The organism is Campylobacter sp., from assembly GCF_017646085.1.
Classification (GTDB): Bacteria; Campylobacterota; Campylobacteria; order Campylobacterales; family Campylobacteraceae; genus Campylobacter.
Genome location: NZ_JAGCNF010000048.1, coordinates 30,597 through 49,270, shown reverse-complemented (window position 1 = coordinate 49,270; position 18,674 = coordinate 30,597). Strand labels below are relative to the sequence as shown.

Sequence of the window (18,674 nt, the reverse complement as noted above, 5' to 3'; positions counted from 1 at the left end):
TAAGAAGCAAACCACACGTCAATATTGGTACAATTGGTCACGTTGACCATGGTAAAACAACATTGACAGCGGCTATTGTACACTTCTATGGTGTTGGTGCAGACGCACAGAAGGGTGTTGGCGAAATTGACAATGCGCCAGAAGAAAGACAGCGTGGTATTACAATTAATACAGCACACGTTGAATATGAAACAGAAACACGCCACTATGCACACGTTGACTGTCCAGGTCACGCCGACTATGTTAAAAATATGATTACTGGTGCTGCTCAAATGGACGGCGCTATCCTAGTTGTGTCTGCAGCTGATGGCCCAATGCCACAAACTCGTGAACATATTCTATTATCTCGCCAAGTTGGTGTTCCATATATCGTTGTTTTCATGAACAAAGCTGATATGGTTGATGATGCTGAACTTTTAGAGTTAGTTGAAATGGAAATTCGTGAACTTCTAAGTGAATATGATTTCCCAGGTGATGATACTCCAATCGTTAGCGGTTCTGCTCTTCAAGCGCTTGAAGAAGCTAAAGCTGGTACAGATGGTGAGTGGTCAGCTAAAATTATGGCTCTTATGGATGCAGTTGATAGCTATATTCCAACTCCAGCTCGTGCAACTGATAAAGATTTCTTAATGCCAATTGAAGATGTATTCTCAATTTCTGGTCGTGGTACAGTTGTTACAGGTAGAATTGAAAAAGGTCTTGTAAAAGTTGGCGATACTATTGAAATCGTTGGTATCCGTGACACTCAAACAACAACAGTTACTGGTGTTGAAATGTTTAGAAAAGAGATGGACCAAGGTGAAGCTGGCGACAACGTAGGTGTTTTATTACGTGGTACTAAAAAAGAGGATGTTGAAAGAGGTATGGTTCTATGTAAGCCAAAATCTATCACTCCACATACACAATTTGAAGGTGAAGTGTATATCTTAACTAAAGAAGAGGGTGGTCGTCATACTCCATTCTTTAACAACTATAGACCACAATTTTATGTAAGAACAACAGATGTTACTGGTTCAATCACTCTACCAGAAGGTACAGAGATGGTTATGCCTGGTGATAACCTAAAAATAACTGTTGAGCTTATTGCTCCAGTTGCGCTAGAAGAAGGTACAAGATTTGCTATCCGTGAGGGTGGTAGAACTGTTGGTTCTGGCGTTGTATCTAAAATTATTAAGTAATTTAACTTATGGGCGCGAATTTGATTTGCGCCCTTTGTAAGGAAAAAATATGGCAAGTGCAAATAGAGTTAAAATTGGTTTAAAGTGTTCAGAGTGCAATGATATTAATTACACAACAACCAAAAATAGTAAAACAAAAACTGAAAAGTTAGAGCTTAAAAAATATTGTCCAAGATTAAAAAAACATACAGTTCATAAAGAAGTTAAGCTAAAATAAGCTAACTTCTTGGCTGTATTTATATAGGGCAATAGCTCCAACGGTAGAGCGCCGGATTCCAAATCCGATGGTTGGGGGTTCGAATCCCTCTTGCCCTGCCACAAAAGGTTAGATATGGAAAAGTTTATAAGTTATTTAAAATTATCACGTGCAGAAGTTGGCAAGGTTATATTTCCTACCAAAGAGCAGATTAGAAATGCTTTTATAACAGTTTTTGCTGTTGTAACTATAGTTTCTTTATTTTTGGCTTTGGTTGATTTAATTATGTCATTTTCTGTTTCTAAGCTTGTATAAGGACATATTATGGCACATAAATGGTATGCTATTCAAACTTATGCAGGTAGTGAGATGAGTGTCAAAAGAGCCATTGAAAATCTAGTAAAAGATCATGGTATTGAAGAGAAACTTTTAGAAGTTATCGTTCCTACTGAAGATGTAATTGAGATTAAAAATGGAAAGCAAAAGATTAATGAAAGAAGCCTGTATCCAGGTTATGCTTTCGCTTATTTGGATCTTGATACTGCGCTTTGGCACAAAATTCAGTCTCTTCCTAAGGTTGGCAGATTTATTGGTGAAGCAAAGAAACCAACACCTTTAAGCGATAAAGATATAAATCTTATTTTAGAAAAGGTTAGTAAAAGAGCAGCGCCTAAACCAAAAATTTCATTTGAAACTGGCGAAATTGTTCGTGTTACAGAAGGCCCATTTGCAAACTTTAATGCGACAGTAGAAGAGTATGATATGGTTCATGGTAAACTTCGCTTAAATGTATCAATATTTGGTAGAAGTACACCTGTTGAAATTATGTATTCACAAGTTGAAAAGATAGTCTAAGGAGATAGTTTATGGCTAAAAAAGTTGTAGGTGAAATTAAATTGCAAATTGCAGCTACAAAAGCAAATCCAAGTCCACCGGTTGGTCCTGCTCTAGGTCAAAAAGGTGTTAATATTATGGAATTTTGTAAAGCATTTAACGAAAGAACAAAAGATATGGCTGGTTATAATATTCCAGTTGTTATCACTGTTTATGCAGATAAAAGCTTTACATTTATCACAAAACAACCACCAGCAACTGATCTAATCAAAAAAGCTGCTGGCATCACTAAAGGTGCGGATAATCCGCTTAAAAATAAAGTTGGCAAGTTAACAAAAGCTCAAATTCTTGAGATTGTTGATAAAAAAATAGTTGATATGAATACAAAAGATAGAGAGCAAGCTGCTAAAATTATAGCTGGTTCAGCTCGTTCTATGGGTATAACTGTAGTAGATTAATCCTAACCACTAGGATTTAAAATTAGTGGTAGCACTTTAAAAATGCGGAGAAATTAATGTCAAAAAAGAATACAAAGAGATTTGCAGAACTACTTAAGAAAGTAGATTCAAATAAAATTTATAATTTAGATGAAGCTATATCGACAGTTAAAACACTTGCTTCAGCTAAATTTGATGAAACAGTTGAAATAGCACTTAAATTAAATGTTGATCCTAGACATGCTGATCAGATGGTTCGTGGTTCAGTAGTTCTACCTGCAGGTACCGGTAAAACTGTAAGAGTAGCAGTAATTGCTAAAGATGCTAAAGCTGACGAAGCTAAGGCTGCTGGTGCTGATATCGTAGGTGCTGAAGATTTTGTTGATGAAATTGCTAAAGGTGTTATCAACTTTGATGTACTTATCGCTACTCCAAATTTAATGGGATTAGTTGGTAAAATTGGTCGCTTATTAGGACCAAAGGGCTTAATGCCAAACCCTAAAACTGGTACTGTTACTATGGATGTTGCTCAAGCAGTTAAAAATGCAAAGAGTGGTCAAGTAAATTTCCGTGTTGACAAACAGGGAAATATTCATGCTGGTTTAGGTAAAGTTAGCTTTACAAAAGAGCAGCTAAATGACAATATTTCTGCTTTTGTTAAAATGATCAATAAACATAAGCCTGCAGCTGCAAAAGGTAGATATATTAAATCTGCAGCACTATCTTTAACAATGAGTCCATCTATATCTCTTGAAACTCAAGAGCTTATGGATCTTAAATAATTAATATTTTTATCTTAGATTGGAGATAGCCGAGGCGTAAGCTTAATTGAGCGTATTTTCGCTCTCTCTGCTTGAAATCACCGGTCGGAAAGGAGAATGAAAGTGACTAGAAACGAAAAAGCTGAAATTATTTCAAACCTTGAGGCTGAATTTAAAGCTAGCGAAGCTATAGTAGTATGTGACTATAGAGGTTTAAGTGTTAAAAAACTTGAAGCGTTAAGAATTGCTGCTAAAGAGCAAAATGTAAAAGTTCAAGTTATTAAAAACACATTAGCAAAGATCGCTTTATCTAATTGCGCTAAAGATGGCATGGAACTTAAAGATACAAATATCTTTGTATGGGGTGAAGACCAACTAGCAGTTACTAAAGTTGTAGCTAAATTTGAAGAAGCTAATAAAGATCTATTTAAAATCAAGACAGCTTATATTGATGGTGAAGTTGCTCCTGTATCTAAAGTTGTTGCATTGTCAAAAATGCCGTCTCGCGACGAACTTATTGCTATGCTACTACAAGTTTGGAATGCGCCAATTCAAAATTTCACTATTGGTTTAAATGCGCTTAAAGAGAAAAAAGAGCAATCTGCTTAATTTAAAAAATAAAATTTAGGAGAATTAAAATGGCAATAACTAAAGAAGATGTATTAGAGTTTATTTCAAATTTATCAGTTCTTGAACTAAGTGAATTAGTAAAAGAATTTGAAGAAAAATTTGGTGTAAGTGCTGCTCCAGTAATGGTAGCTGGTGCTGTAGCTGGCGGAGCTGCTGATGCTGCTGAAGAAAAAACAGATTTCAACATCGTTCTAGTTGATAGCGGTGCTAAAAAAATCGAAGTAATTAAAGTTGTTCGTGCGCTAACAGGTCTTGGTCTTAAAGAAGCAAAAGATGCTGTTGAAGGTACTCCATCAGTTCTTAAAGAAGGTGCGAGTAAAGAAGAAGCTGAAGCAGCTAAAAAACAACTTGAAGAAGCTGGCGCTAAAGTCGAACTTAAATAATTTACAATTTTGTAGAAGCGAGACTTTCTCGCTTCCAACTCCATTGTCGTTTTTACGACGTTCTTTCAATTAACTATTCTATAGAGGTAGTAAAATGCTAAATAGCCTTTATTCTGGAAATCGTCTTAGGGTAGATTTTTCTAATGTTGCTAAAGAGATTGATGTTCCAAATTTATTACAATTACAAAAAAAGAGTTTTGATCATTTTTTAAATCTTGATAATTCACAAACTGAAAGCGGAATCGAAAAAGTATTTAAATCTATTTTTCCTATTCACGATCCGCAAAATAGACTTTCGCTTGAATATGTCAGCAGTGAAATAGGTAAGCCTAGATATACAATTAGAGAGTGTATGGAAAGAGGACTTACATATTCTGTAAATTTAAAAATAAAAATTAGATTAATAGTTCATGATAGAGATGAAAAAACAGGTGAAAAAATTGGAGTAAAGGATATCAAAGAACAAGAGATATTTGTTCGTGAAATTCCTTTAATGACCGATAGAATTTCATTTATTATTAATGGTGTTGAGAGAGTTGTTGTTAATCAGCTACACAGAAGCCCAGGTGTGATATTTAAAGAAGAAGAGAGTCCTACGGTTGTAAATAAACTTATTTATACTGCTCAGATTATCCCTGATCGTGGCTCTTGGCTTTATTTTGAATATGATACAAAAGATGTATTATATGTACGTATTAATAAACGTCGTAAAGTTCCTATTACTATTTTATTTAGAGCGTTGGGATACAAAAAACAAGATATTGTTAAATTATTTTATCCTATGCAGACTTTAAAAATTCAAAATAATAAATTCCTAGTAGAGTTTAATCCAGATGACTTTACTGGTAGGGTGGATTATGATATTAAAGATGAAGATGGCAATATTTTACATCAAGCTGGCAAAAGACTTACTAAGAAAAAGGCTGATAAGCTTATAGAAGATGGTGTTAAATTTATTGAATATCCTCTTGAAACACTGGTAAATAGATATCTAGCTAGTCCAATTATTGATAAAGATAGCGGTGAGGTTTTATATGATACTCTTACTCAGCTTGATGAGAGCAAAATTGCTAGAATAGCAAACGAACAAGATAGTATTGAAATTGCAAATGACCTAGCAAATGGAGTTGATGATGCTATTATTAACTCATTCTTACAAGACTACGAAACTCTTAAGCTTCTTAAACAAACAGAAGGTGTAGAGGATGAAAATGATCTAGCTGCAATTAGAATTTATAAAGTTATGCGTCCAGGTGAGCCTGTGGTTAAAGAGGCTGCTCGAAGTTTTGTAAATGATTTATTCTTTAATCCAGAAAGATATGATCTAACCAAGGTTGGTCGTATGAAAATGAATCATAAACTTGGGCTAAATGCACCTGATTATGTAACAGTATTAACAAATGAAGATATCATTAAAACTGCTAAATATCTAATTAAGGTAAAAAATGGTCAAGGCCATATAGACGATAGAGACCATTTAGGTAATCGCCGCATTCGCTCTATTGGTGAGCTTTTGGCTAATGAGCTTCATTTGGGTTTTGTAAAAATGCAAAAGGCTATTAGGGATAAATTTACGAGCCTAAGCAACAATATAGATGAGATTATGCCTTATGATCTTGTAAATCCTAAGATGATTACTACTACTATTATGGAATTCTTTACTGGTGGTCAGTTAAGTCAGTTTATGGATCAAACTAATCCACTGAGCGAAGTCACTCATAAGCGTAGATTATCAGCGCTTGGTGAAGGCGGTTTAGTTAAAGAAAGAGCTGGTTTTGAGGTTCGTGACGTTCACCCTACTCATTATGGTAGAATTTGTCCAGTTGAGACCCCAGAGGGACAAAATATCGGTCTTATAAATACTCTTTCTACATATGCTAAGGTAAATGATTTAGGTTTTGTTGAGTCTCCATATCGTAAGGTAGAAAATGGCAAGGTAACAAATGAGATTGTATATCTTACAGCAACTCAAGAAGAGGGACATATAATAGCGCCAGCATCTACAATTTTAGATGAAAATGGCATGATTAGTGAGGATTTAATTGAAGTACGCCAAGATGGCGAGATGATACTTGCAAAAAGAGATGATGTAACATTAATTGACCTTTGTAGCGGTATGGTAATGGGTGTAGCTGCTTCATTGATTCCATTCCTTGAGCATGATGATGCTAACCGTGCGCTTATGGGTTCAAATATGCAGCGTCAAGCTGTACCTCTTTTAAAATCAACAGCGCCTATAGTAGGTACTGGTATGGAAGCTATCGTAGCACGCGATGCCTGGGAAGCGATTAAGGCAAGACGTAGTGGTATTATAGAAAAAGTTGATAATAAAAACATATTTATTTTAGGCGAAGATGAAAATGGTCCATATATTGATCAATATACAATGGAAAAAAATATGCGTACCAATCAAAATACGACATTTAGCCAACATCCAATCGTAAAAAAGGGACAAAAAGTAGAAGCTGGTCAGATAATCGCTGATGGTTCTAGTATGGATCAAGGCGAGTTAGCAATTGGTAAAAACGCTCTAATTGCCTTTATGCCGTGGAATGGATATAACTACGAAGATGCTATTGTGATGAGTGAGAGAATGATTCGTACAGATGCATTTACTAGTGTTCATATCTATGAAAAAGAGATTGAGGCTAGAGAGTTAAAAGATGGCGTAGAAGAGATCACTAGAGATATCCCTAATATGAAAGAAGAGGAGATCGAGCATCTAGATGAAAGTGGTATTGTAAGAATTGGTACTCATATAAAACCAGGTATGATTTTAGTAGGTAAGGTCTCTCCAAAAGGCGAAGTTAAGCCAACTCCAGAAGAAAGACTTTTAAGAGCGATATTTGGAGAAAAAGCTGGTCATGTAGTAAATAAATCTTTATATGCTCCAGCAAGTATGGAAGGTGTAGTAATAGATGTTAAAATCTTTACTAAAAAAGGATATGAAAAAGATTCAAGATCATTTAAAGCTTATGAAGATGAGAAAAATGTTTTAGAAAAAGAACATCACGATAGACTTTTAATGCTTGATCGTGAAGAGATGTTAAGGGTAACTGCTTTATTAGCCAACAATGAACTTCAAAGCAATCTAGAAGTTGGTAAAACAACATATGAAAAAGGTCAAAAGATTAAAAAAGAAGATCTTGCTAATATAAATAGATTTACTCTAAATTCATATGTAAAAAGCTTTAGTAAAGATGTGCAAAAAAGCTATGAAGATATGAAAGCCTACTTCCAAAATGAAAAGAAAAAATTAAAAGATGAGCATGATGCTAAGCTTGAAATTTTAGAAAAAGATGATATTTTACCAAGTGGAGTTGTTAAACTTGTTAAAGTTTATGTAGCTACTAAGCGTAAACTAAAAGTCGGTGATAAAATGGCAGGTCGCCATGGTAATAAAGGTATTGTATCAAATATTGTTCCAGATGTAGATATGCCATATCTTCCAGATGGTAGATCAGTAGATATTGTATTAAATCCACTAGGCGTTCCTAGCCGTATGAATATTGGTCAAATTTTAGAAAGCCACTTAGGTCTTGTAGGTATGAAACTTGGTGAGCAAATTCAAGAAATTTTTGATAGAAAATCAAAAGAGTGGATAACAGAGTTAAGAGCCAAAATGATCGAAATAGCCGATGTATCAAGATTAATGGATGCTAAAGCAATCTTAGAAAAAATTGATGATGAAAAACTCATAGAGTATGCAAGAGATTGGGCAAGCGGTGTAAGATTTGCCACTCCTATATTTGAAGGTGTTAAACCAGAAGAATTTAACAAGCTATTTGAAATGGCTAAGATTGATATGGATGGTAAAACTGAGCTATATGATGGTAGAACCGGATCAAAAATGGCTGAACGTGTAAATGTTGGTTGTATGTATATGTTAAAACTTCATCACTTAGTTGATGAGAAAGTTCACGCTAGAAGCACTGGTCCATATAGTTTAGTAACACAACAACCAGTTGGTGGTAAAGCATTAAGTGGTGGTCAAAGATTTGGAGAGATGGAGGTTTGGGCTTTAGAAGCTTATGGTGCTGCTCATACGCTTCGTGAGATGCTAACTGTAAAATCAGATGATGTTGAAGGAAGATGGCTAGCTTATAAAGCATTAACTAGAGGTGAAAATGTCCCAAGTACTGGTATTCCAGAGACATTTTTTGTTTTAACAAACGAGCTAAAATCTCTAGCACTAGATGTTGAGATTTATGATGAGGATGATAACAATGAGTGAGTTAAAACCTATAGAGATTAAAGAAGATGCAAGACCAAGGGATTTTGAAGCATTTAAATTAAGATTAGCAAGTCCTGAGCGTATAAAAGCGTGGAGTTATGGCGAGGTTAAAAAACCTGAAACCATTAACTATAGAACTCTAAAACCAGAAAGAGACGGTCTATTTTGTGCTAAAATCTTTGGGCCTATTAGGGATTATGAATGCCTATGTGGCAAGTATAAAAAGATGCGCTATAAAGGTATCAAATGTGAAAAATGTGGTGTAGAAGTCACAAGTTCTAAAGTGCGCCGTTCTAGAATGGCGCATATCGAGCTAGTTACTCCAGTGGCTCATATTTGGTATGTAAATTCACTTCCTAGTCGTATAGGTACACTTCTTGGTATTAAGATGAAAGACTTAGAGCGTGTATTGTACTATGAAGCATATATAGTAGAAAATCCAGGTGAAGCATACTATGATAATGAAAACAGCAAAAAAGTAGAGTTATATGATGTTTTAAATGAGGAACAATATATACTTTTAGAACAAAGATTTGCTGATAGTGGATTTAGTGCTAGAATGGGCGGTGAAGTAATCCGTGATATGCTTGAAAATTTAGATCTTGTTAGCATCTTAGAACAGTTAAAAATAGAGATTGGAAGCACAAATAGCGAATCTAAGAAAAAAAGTATTGTAAAAAGATTAAAAGTAGTTGAAAGTTTCTTAAATTCAGGTAATCGCCCTGAGTGGATGATGATTACAAATCTACCTGTACTTCCGCCTGACCTTCGCCCATTAGTAAGCCTAGATGGTGGGAAATTTGCAGTTAGTGATGTAAATGATCTATACAGAAGAGTTATCAATCGTAATGCAAGGCTAAAACGCCTTATGGAACTTGATGCTCCTGAGATTATTATTCGCAATGAAAAAAGAATGTTACAAGAATCAGTTGATGCTCTATTTGATAATGGTAGAAGAGCTAATGATGTAAAAGGAGCAAATAAACGCCCCCTAAAATCTTTGAGCGAGATTATTAAAGGTAAGCAAGGACGCTTTAGACAAAATCTACTTGGTAAAAGGGTTGACTTCTCAGGACGTAGTGTTATCGTAGTTGGTCCTAGACTTAGAATGGATCAGTGTGGCCTACCTAAAAAGATGGCTTTAGAACTATTTAAGCCACATCTTTTAGCTCGTTTGGAAGAAAAAGGCTATGCGACAAATGTTAAACTAGCTAAGAAAATGATCGAAGATAAGACAAATGAAGTTTGGGAGTGCCTTGAAGAAGTTGTTGCCGATCATCCAGTATTACTAAATAGGGCACCAACTCTACATAAAATGTCTATCCAGGCATTTCACCCGGTACTAATAGAAGGTAAGGCTATTCAGCTTCATCCGCTTGTTTGTTCAGCTTTTAACGCTGACTTTGACGGTGACCAAATGGCTGTGCATGTACCGTTATCTCAAGAGGCGATTGCTGAGTGTAAAATTTTGATGCTTAGCTCTATGAATATCTTACTTCCTGCAAGTGGTAAGGCTGTTACAGTTCCGTCTCAAGATATGGTTCTTGGTATTTATTATCTAAGTCTTGAAAAAGTAGATGTAATTGGCTCAAATAAGATTTTTGCTAGTGTTGATGAAGTAATGATTGCTGTTGAGACTCATTTCCTTGACCTTCATGCTAAGATTAAAACAATGATTGATGGTAGAACCGTATTTACAACAGCTGGAAGGTTGATTATTAAATCAATTTTACCTGATCTTGGCGAGAACTCAGTTCCAGAAAATATGTGGAATAAAGTAATGAAGAAAAAAGACATAGCAAATTTGGTTGATTATGTCTATAAAAATGGCGGTTTAGAATCAACTGCAGGATTTTTGGACAAGCTTAAAAATTTAGGTTTTAGATATGCTACAAAAGCTGGTGTAAGTATCTCAATAGCTGATATTATTATATCTGAAAGTAAATATTCATATGTAGATGAAGCTAAGAAAAAAGTTCGTGAAATTCAAAATCAATATGGCTCAGGTTTGCTAACTGATTCTGAAAGATACAATAAAATCGTTGATATCTGGACAGATACAAATAATAAAGTAGCTGGCGATATGATGAAGCTTATCAAAAATGATAAGAGTGGATTTAACTCTATCTATATGATGGCAGATAGTGGTGCTAGGGGTAGTGCAGCTCAGATTAGACAGCTTGCTGGTATGAGGGGTCTAATGGCTAAACCTGATGGTAGTATTATTGAGACACCAATTACTTCAAATTTCCGTGAAGGATTAAATGTTCTTGAGTATTTTATTTCAACTCACGGTGCTAGAAAAGGTCTAGCTGATACCGCACTTAAGACGGCCAATGCTGGATATCTAACAAGAAAGCTAATTGACGTAGCGCAAAATGTTAAAATCACAATGGATGATTGTGGTACTCATGAGGGCGTTGAGATTACTGAGATCACTGAGAGTGGCGAGTTAATCGAGAGTTTAGAAGAGAGAGTTTTAGGTAGGGTTTTAAGTGATGATGTTATCGATCCTATTACTAATGAAATTTTATATACAGAAGGTACATTAATTGATGAGACTAAAGCTAGAGTAATTATTGATGCTGGTATAAAATCAATTAGTATTAGAACACCAATCACATGTAAAGCACCAAAAGGTGTATGCGCTAAATGCTATGGTATTAATCTTGGTGAGGGCAAATTAGTTAAACCAGGCGAGGCTGTAGGTATTATCTCAGCTCAATCAATTGGTGAGCCAGGAACTCAGCTAACGCTAAGAACATTCCATATTGGTGGTACAGCATCTACTGAGCAACAAGATAGACAGATTGTGGCGCAAAAAGAGGGCTTTATTAGATATTATAACCTAAAAACTTATGAGAATAATGGCAAATCTATTGTAATTAATAGACGTAATGCTGCTATTTTACTTGTAGAACCTAAGATAAAAGCCCCATTTGATGGTGTTATCGATATTGAGATAGCTCACGAAGATGTAAATGTTATCGTAAAAGGTAAAAATGACGAAGTAAAATATGTCTTAAGAAAACATGATTTAGCTAAACCAAATGAACTAGCTGGTGTAAGTGGTAAGATAGATGGTAAATTCTATATTCCTTACTCAAAAGGTGATGAAGTAAAAGAGAATGAAAGTATAGTAGAAATGATAAAAGATGGATGGAATATCCCAAATCGTATTCCATTTGCTAGTGAAGTTAAGGTAGCTGATGGCGACCCAGTAACTCAAGAGATCGTAGCTAGTGCACACGGTGTGTTAAAATACTATATTTTAAAAGGTGACTATCTAGAAAGAATTAGAGATATTAAAAAAGGCGATATAGTAGCAGAAAAAGGCTTGTTTGTCGTAGTAGCGGATGAAGAAGATAGAGAGGCTGTGCGCCACTACATCCCACGCAATAGCGTAATTGAATTTGATGATAGCTCTAATGTAGTAGTTACTGATATTCTAGCTAGACCACAAGCTGATTCTAAATTAGTTATAGCTGAGTGGGATCCATACTCAAATCCAGTAATTGCTGAAGAAGCCGGTGTGGTAGCATATGAGGATATTGAGCCAGGATATAGTGTAACTGAGCAGTATGATGAAGCTACAGGTGAAAGTAGATTAGTTATTAATGAATACTTGCCAAGTGGAGTTAAGCCTACAATTGTTATTACTACTGATAATGGCAAACTAATTCGTTATCAGCTAGAGCCAAAAACTGCAATCTTTGTCAAAGATGGCGCTACAGTTCAAAGAGCTGATACTATAGCTAAAACACCAAAAGCTGTAGCAAAATCAAAAGATATTACCGGAGGTCTTCCTAGGGTATCTGAATTATTTGAAGCTCGTCGTCCTAAAAATACAGCAATAATTGCTGAAATCGATGGTGTTATTAGATTTGAAAAGCCTTTACGCTCTAAAGAAAGAGTAGTAATAGTAGCCGAAGATGGCACAACGGCTGAGTATCTAATCGATAAATCAAGACAAATTCAAGTCCGTGATGGCGAGTTTGTTCATGCTGGTGAGAAATTAACTGATGGCTTAGTAAGTAGCCACGATGTGCTAAGAATTCTTGGAGAGAAGGCGCTTCATGGATATCTAATTAGCGAAATTCAGCAAGTTTATCGCTCTCAAGGCGTTGCTATTAGTGATAAACATATCGAGATTATTGTATCTCAAATGTTAAGACAGATTAAAATTGTAGATAGCGGCGATACGAATTTCATCGTAGGTGATATGGTTAGCCGTCGTAAATTCCGTGAAGAAAATGAGAAGATCATTAAAATGGGTGGCGAACCAGCAATTGCAGAGCCAGTGCTTTTAGGTGTTACTAGGGCAGCTATTGGTAGTGATAGTGTTATCTCTGCTGCATCATTCCAAGAGACTACAAAAGTTCTAACAGAAGCTAGTATAGCAGCTAAATTTGATTATCTTGAAGATCTAAAAGAGAATGTTATCTTAGGTCGTATGATTCCAGTTGGTACCGGACTTTATCAAGATAAAAAGGTTAAAATTAAGTATAACGATTAATTCACTACTGATAATTTAAGTAAAATTTGGGTCTTTTGATCTAAATTTTACTTAAACCTGCAGCTAAAATTCTAATATACAATTTGATCTAATTTTTAAATAAAGTATTTGTTGAATTATAAAATCTTATTAAAATATAAATACCTAAAAAGGAGATAAAATGCGATTTGAACCAAAACAGAGATTTATATTAAATATAAAAGATAAAGAGAGTCAAAAATTTCTTATACCAGAGTATCAAAGGCCTTATAGATGGAAAATTGATGAGTGTCAAACGCTTTGGGACGATATTATAAATGCGTTCTATGAAAAGAAAAAAATAAGAAATTTGAATATTTTTTGGGCTCAATTGTAAGTTTTGAAAATGATCATGGTGATTTAGAGATCATAGATGGACAGCAAAGAATTACAACTTTAACCTTGCTTTTTAGAGCGTTTTTTGAGAGCCTAAAAAGTGAAGGTAAAAAAGATGAATTTCAAGATGATTTTGGTAAGTTTATTTGGAAAAAGATTAGAAATGAAGGCTTTGTTTTTAATGAGCCCTATTTAAGTTCGCAGGTTATTACTGACAAAGATAAAAAAGTATTAGAATATATTTTAATAGAAGATATTGATATTGAAAAATTAAAAAGCTTCAACTCTAATTATGCTAAAAATTTTATCTTTTTTCATGATGCTATAAATGATTTTAAACTAAAAAACGCCTCTGAGTTTTCAAATTTATGTGATACTATTTTATCTGATACATTTTTTGTATTGTGCGTGACCTGCGATAGTCAAGAATCAGCAATGACTATTTTTAATACTCTAAATTCTCGTGGTATGCCACTTTCAAATGCTGATATCATAAAAGGTTATATTTATAAAAATATAGAAAATAAAGAAGAATTTGCTAAAAAATGGCAAGAAATTAGCTCAAAATTTGAAGAATACAGCCCAAAAGAAGATATGAGTGTGCTTTTTATTCAGGCAATGCATGCAATAAGAGCTTTACATAATTATACAGACACCACTACTCCAAGTGTTTTAGACTTCTTTACCAACAAAAATAAAAAGTTTAATTTTGGAGCAGAAGATAAATATCTTGTAGAACAAGAAAAAATAAAAGAACTTATGAATTTTATAGAAATTCTAGTTTATTTTTGGGGAGCACCTGAAGCATATTTAAGCCAAAAAGCTTACAGATATTTTAAAATTCTTTGTTTATATCAAAATGATATGTGGAGATTTTTTGTGGCTTTTTTGGTTTGGAGAAACAAGAATAATTTTATAAAAGATGAATTTAATGAGAATTTTAATAAAGAATTCGAAATTTATCTTCTTGAACTGCTAAAAGCAATGACTGTTAAAATTCTAAATAATAAAACAAATACAAATGAAATTAAAGATTTAGTTTTTAAAATGAATGCAGAGCTAAATCAAAATATAAATTTTTCTTATAGCAAATTCTTGCCAGAGAGATTTTTAAATAATTTTTCTAGTAGTGATAAGAATATCAAGCCAGACGCTAGAAAAGTAAAATATCTTTTATATTTATATGCTCATCTTTATGATGATTTTTCTAGTGATATACAAAGCTATAAATTAGAAGTAGAGCATATTTTACCTAAAACTTGGCAAAATACGAATTTTGATGAGTGGAACGAGACAAGTCATTCGCAATATTTGGAACAAATAGGTAATAAAATTTTGCTTAACAAACTAACAAATATTAAATGCGCTAATAACTTTTTTTCTTTAAAACAAGAAAAATATAAAGAGAGTCAAAACTCGCAAGAGGTAAGGGGTCTTGGCAATAGAGAGGATAAAATTTGGTTAAAAACTGATATAGAAGCTAGAAATAAAGCAATAGAACAAGCTTTAAAAAATTTTATAAACAAATAGATATTATTTAGCAATTTTGAATAAATTTTTGAATTGCTAAAGCATAGATTTATTTTAATATTTTAGCCTAGATTACTTTTTATTTCATCTTAAATTAAGTAAAATTTGAGTAAAATAGGCATTTTTTAATAAATTTAGTTGAAAGGAAAGATTGTGCCAACCATTAATCAATTGGTCAGAAAAGAACGCAAAAAAGTGATCGTAAAATCTAAATCACCAGCGTTAAAAGAGTGTCCTCAAAGAAGAGGTGTTTGTACAAGAGTTTATACTACAACTCCTAAAAAACCAAACTCAGCTTTGAGAAAAGTTGCCAAAGTAAGGCTAACAAGCGGTTTTGAAGTAATCAGCTATATCGGCGGTGAAGGCCACAACCTACAAGAGCACAGTATTGTACTAGTGCGTGGTGGTAGGGTAAAAGACTTACCAGGTGTTAAATATCATATTGTTCGTGGTGCTCTTGATACAGCAGGTGTTGCTAAACGTACAGTATCTAGATCTAAATATGGTGCTAAACGTCCAAAAGACGCTAAAAAGTAATCATTGTCGCAGACTAACCCTTAGATATGGTTATAGTTTGAGTAAAATTTAAATTTGAAGGAAAGTTATGAGAAGAAGAAAAGCCCCTGTTAGGGAAGTAATGCCTGATCCAATTTATGGCAATAAAGTTATAACTAAATTTATTAATTCACTTATGTATGATGGTAAAAAAAGTGTAGCTACAGAAATTATGTACGGCGCTCTAAAAGCTATCGATGCTAAAGGTGGCGAATTAAAAGGTATTGATGTATTTAATAGTGCAATTGATAATGTAAAACCTATCATGGAAGTAAAATCTCGCCGTGTGGGTGGTGCTACATATCAAGTACCTGTAGAAGTTCGCGCTGCACGCCAACAAGCTTTAGCTATTCGTTGGATTATTAGCTTTGCTCGTAAAAGAAGCGAAAGAACAATGATAGAAAAACTAGCTGGCGAATTGCTAGATGCTGCAAATTCAAAAGGTGCTTCATTTAAGAAGAAAGAAGACACTTATAAAATGGCAGAGGCTAATAAAGCATTTGCTCATTATCGTTGGTAATAAGGAGTAAGTATGTCAAGAAAAACTCCATTAAATATGGTTAGAAATATCGGTATCGCTGCACATATCGATGCTGGTAAAACCACTACGAGTGAGAGAATTCTATTTTTTACAGGTATGAGTCATAAACTTGGTGAGGTTCATGATGGTGCTGCTACTATGGACTGGATGGAGCAAGAAAAAGAGCGTGGTATTACTATTACTTCTGCTGCTACTACTTGTTTTTGGAAAAATCACCAAATCAATCTTATAGACACTCCAGGACACGTTGATTTTACTATTGAAGTTGAGCGTTCTATGCGTGTTCTTGATGGTGCTGTAGCTGTATTTTGTGCTGTTGGCGGGGTTCAACCTCAAAGTGAAACAGTATGGAGACAAGCTAATAAATACCGTGTTCCAAGAATGGTTTATGTAAATAAAATGGATAGAATTGGTGCTAATTTCTATAATGTTGAAGATCAAATCAAAACTCGCCTAAAAGCTAATCCAGTTCCAATTCAAATTCCAATTGGTGCTGAAGATGAATTTAAAGGTGTTGTAGATCTAATTTCTATGAAAGCACTTGTTTGGGAAGATGATACAAAACCAACTGATTTTGTAGTTAAAGATATTCCAGCTGAGCTTGTAGAAAAAGCTGAAGAATATCGTAATAAAATGATTGAAGCTGTAGCTGAGACAGATGATGCTCTAATGGAAAAATTCTTTGGTGGCGAGGAATTAACTACTGAAGAAATTAAAAAAGGTATTAAAGCTGGTTGTCTATCTATGAGCATTATCCCTATGGTTTGTGGTACTTCATTTAAAAATAAAGGTGTTCAGCCGCTTCTAGATGCGGTTGTAGATTACTTGCTAGCACCAGATGAAGTTGAAGCTATTAGAGGTGAGCTTGAAGATGGTAGTGAAGTAGTTGTAGATAGTACAGATAATGGCGAATTTGCTGGTCTAGCATTTAAAATTATGACCGACCCATTTGTTGGACAACTTACATTCGTAAGAGTTTATCGTGGTCAATTAGAGAGCGGTAGCTATGCTTACAACTCAACAAAAGATAAAAAAGAAAGAATTGGTCGTCTATTAAAAATGCATTCAAATAAACGTGAAGAGATTAAAGTCCTTTACGCTGGTGAAATTGGTGCTGTAGTTGGTCTTAAAGATACTTTAACAGGCGATACATTAGCGAGCGAAAAAGATAAAGTTATCCTTGAGAGAATGGACTTCCCAGAGCCAGTTATTAGCGTTGCAGTAGAGCCAAAAACAAAAGCTGATCAAGAAAAAATGGGTATTGCTCTTGGTAAATTAGCTCAAGAAGATCCAAGCTTTAGAGTTAGCACTGATGAAGAAAGTGGCCAAACAATTATCGCTGGTATGGGTGAATTACACCTTGAAATTATTGTTGATAGGATGTTAAGAGAATTTAAGGTTGAAGCTGAAGTTGGTCAACCTCAAGTTGCTTATCGCGAAACTATTAAGAAAACTGTTGAGCAAGAGTATAAATATGCTAAACAATCAGGTGGTCGTGGTCAGTATGGTCATGTTTACCTACGCCTTGAGCCGCTTGAACCAGGTAGCGGATTTGAATTTGTTAATGATATTAAAGGTGGGGTTGTACCAAAAGAGTATATTCCAGCTGTTGAAAAAGGTTGTAATGAGGCGCTACAAAGCGGTGTTTTAGCTGGTTATCCAGTAGAAGATGTTAAAGTTACACTATTTGATGGTAGCTACCATGAAGTTGACTCATCTGAAATGGCGTTTAAACTTGCTGCCTCTATGGGCTTTAAAGAGGGTGCGAAAAAAGCTGGTGCTGTAATTCTAGAGCCTATGATGAAGGTTGAAGTAGAGACTCCAGAAGAGTATATGGGCGATGTAATTGGTGACTTAAATAGACGCCGTGGTCAAATTAGCTCAATGGATGAAAGAGGTGGTAATAAAATCGTTACTGCGTTCTGTCCACTTGCTGAGATGTTTGGCTACTCTACAGATTTAAGAAGTCAAACTCAAGGTCGTGCATCATACTCAATGGAATTTGATCACTACGAAGAAGTTCCTAAAAATGTATCTGATGAAATTATCAAAAAGAGAAATGGCTAATACATTTTAATTTTCTCCGCTTCGGCGGAGTTTGCTCCTCATAGCTCAGCAGGATAGAGCGCAGAATTCCTAATTCTGAGGCCATAGGTTCGAATCCTATTGGGGAGGCCATTTTGTAATTAAATAGGATTAATACTCTTTATTTACTTTTATCCAAGTTTCTTTTTTAGGTTTTAAAAGATGAAATCATAGCTGTTAGAAACCAAATTTAACCTTTTAAGCTTAATCAGTAAAATTAAATCAATTTTCTTTTAATTATATCTTATTTATAAATATCTAAATTGCAGCATTAAAAAATATTCTATTATATGCCAGATAACACAAGATTGTATCAATACAATTATTATAGGAATAAAATTTAAGCCGTTCTAGACAATAATAGATTAATTTTATTTAATGAATATTGTTAAATATTTTTAGTTTAAAATCTTATTTATACATTAGTATTAAGCTATCTT

15 protein-coding genes and 2 tRNA genes are annotated in these 18,674 nt (G+C 34.3%); all 17 read left to right on the top strand.

Annotated elements, in window-relative coordinates; translation table 11 throughout:
* A partial coding sequence (gene tuf / locus J6V67_RS02520; RefSeq protein WP_291858062.1) for an elongation factor Tu occupies positions 1-1,178 on the top strand: 1,178 nt, incomplete at its 5' end.
* Positions 1,179-1,227: 49 nt separating this feature from the next.
* Positions 1,228-1,395 (top strand): 50S ribosomal protein L33, encoded by a 168-nt coding sequence (gene rpmG, locus J6V67_RS02515; RefSeq protein WP_086226555.1) that lies wholly within the window; start codon positions 1,228-1,230, stop codon positions 1,393-1,395.
* 25 nt (positions 1,396-1,420) lie between these two features.
* A tRNA-Trp gene (locus tag J6V67_RS02510) sits at positions 1,421-1,496 on the top strand.
* Between the two features lie 13 nt (positions 1,497-1,509).
* Positions 1,510-1,689, top strand: a complete 180-nt coding sequence (gene secE, locus J6V67_RS02505) for a preprotein translocase subunit SecE (protein ID WP_086224022.1) — start codon at positions 1,510-1,512, stop codon at positions 1,687-1,689.
* Positions 1,690-1,695: 6 nt separating this feature from the next.
* Positions 1,696-2,229 (top strand): transcription termination/antitermination protein NusG, encoded by a 534-nt coding sequence (gene nusG / locus J6V67_RS02500; protein ID WP_179186969.1) that lies wholly within the window; start codon positions 1,696-1,698, stop codon positions 2,227-2,229.
* An 11-nt stretch (positions 2,230-2,240) separates the two neighbouring features.
* Positions 2,241-2,666, top strand: coding sequence for a 50S ribosomal protein L11 (gene rplK / locus J6V67_RS02495; protein WP_086224024.1), 426 nt, complete (start codon positions 2,241-2,243; stop codon positions 2,664-2,666).
* Positions 2,667-2,722: 56 nt separating this feature from the next.
* Positions 2,723-3,427 (top strand): 50S ribosomal protein L1, encoded by a 705-nt coding sequence (gene rplA / locus J6V67_RS02490; protein WP_291858051.1) that lies wholly within the window; start codon positions 2,723-2,725, stop codon positions 3,425-3,427.
* A 102-nt stretch (positions 3,428-3,529) separates the two neighbouring features.
* A complete protein-coding gene (gene rplJ, locus J6V67_RS02485; protein WP_291858048.1) occupies positions 3,530-4,015 on the top strand; it encodes a 50S ribosomal protein L10 in 486 nt (161 codons plus the stop codon).
* A 29-nt stretch (positions 4,016-4,044) separates the two neighbouring features.
* Positions 4,045-4,419, top strand: a complete 375-nt coding sequence (rplL, locus tag J6V67_RS02480) for a 50S ribosomal protein L7/L12 (protein ID WP_086246775.1) — start codon at positions 4,045-4,047, stop codon at positions 4,417-4,419.
* Positions 4,420-4,513: 94 nt separating this feature from the next.
* A complete protein-coding gene (rpoB, locus tag J6V67_RS02475) occupies positions 4,514-8,653 on the top strand; it encodes a DNA-directed RNA polymerase subunit beta (protein ID WP_291858044.1) in 4,140 nt (1,379 codons plus the stop codon).
* Entirely contained in the window at positions 8,646-13,169 is a 4,524-nt protein-coding gene (rpoC, locus tag J6V67_RS02470; protein WP_291858042.1) for a DNA-directed RNA polymerase subunit beta', read from the top strand. Before rpoB ends, rpoC begins: the two co-directional genes overlap by 8 nt.
* 160 nt (positions 13,170-13,329) lie before the next feature.
* Complete coding sequence (locus J6V67_RS02465) at positions 13,330-13,524, top strand: DUF262 domain-containing protein (protein ID WP_291858041.1); 195 nt, start codon at positions 13,330-13,332, stop codon at positions 13,522-13,524.
* Positions 13,509-15,053: a DUF262 domain-containing HNH endonuclease family protein gene (locus J6V67_RS02460; RefSeq protein WP_291858040.1), complete on the top strand. Its 1,545-nt coding sequence runs from the start codon at positions 13,509-13,511 to the stop codon at positions 15,051-15,053. Before J6V67_RS02465 ends, J6V67_RS02460 begins: the two co-directional genes overlap by 16 nt.
* 153 nt (positions 15,054-15,206) lie before the next feature.
* Positions 15,207-15,590, top strand: a complete 384-nt coding sequence (gene rpsL / locus J6V67_RS02455) for a 30S ribosomal protein S12 (RefSeq protein ID WP_002850111.1) — start codon at positions 15,207-15,209, stop codon at positions 15,588-15,590.
* Between the two features lie 67 nt (positions 15,591-15,657).
* Positions 15,658-16,128: a 30S ribosomal protein S7 gene (gene rpsG, locus J6V67_RS02450; RefSeq protein ID WP_086254136.1), complete on the top strand. Its 471-nt coding sequence runs from the start codon at positions 15,658-15,660 to the stop codon at positions 16,126-16,128.
* Positions 16,129-16,140: 12 nt separating this feature from the next.
* A complete protein-coding gene (gene fusA, locus J6V67_RS02445; protein ID WP_291857951.1) occupies positions 16,141-18,216 on the top strand; it encodes an elongation factor G in 2,076 nt (691 codons plus the stop codon).
* Positions 18,217-18,250: 34 nt separating this feature from the next.
* Positions 18,251-18,327, top strand: a tRNA-Arg gene (locus J6V67_RS02440).
* Positions 18,328-18,674 lie beyond the last annotated feature (347 nt).

Bases quoted from the DNA above. Each gene is read 5' to 3' on its own strand.
- rpmG (WP_086226555.1), top strand. From the start codon at position 1,228: ATGGCAAGTGCAAATAGAGTTAAAATTGGTTTAAAGTGTTCAGAGTGC.
- J6V67_RS02465 (WP_291858041.1), top strand. From the start codon at position 13,330: ATGCGATTTGAACCAAAACAGAGATTTATATTAAATATAAAAGATAAA.
- rpoB (WP_291858044.1), top strand. From the start codon at position 4,514: ATGCTAAATAGCCTTTATTCTGGAAATCGTCTTAGGGTAGATTTTTCT.
- rplA (WP_291858051.1), top strand. From the start codon at position 2,723: ATGTCAAAAAAGAATACAAAGAGATTTGCAGAACTACTTAAGAAAGTA.
- rpsG (WP_086254136.1), top strand. From the start codon at position 15,658: ATGAGAAGAAGAAAAGCCCCTGTTAGGGAAGTAATGCCTGATCCAATT.
- secE (WP_086224022.1), top strand. From the start codon at position 1,510: ATGGAAAAGTTTATAAGTTATTTAAAATTATCACGTGCAGAAGTTGGC.
- rplK (WP_086224024.1), top strand. From the start codon at position 2,241: ATGGCTAAAAAAGTTGTAGGTGAAATTAAATTGCAAATTGCAGCTACA.
- rplL (WP_086246775.1), top strand. From the start codon at position 4,045: ATGGCAATAACTAAAGAAGATGTATTAGAGTTTATTTCAAATTTATCA.
- fusA (WP_291857951.1), top strand. From the start codon at position 16,141: ATGTCAAGAAAAACTCCATTAAATATGGTTAGAAATATCGGTATCGCT.
- rpoC (WP_291858042.1), top strand. From the start codon at position 8,646: ATGAGTGAGTTAAAACCTATAGAGATTAAAGAAGATGCAAGACCAAGG.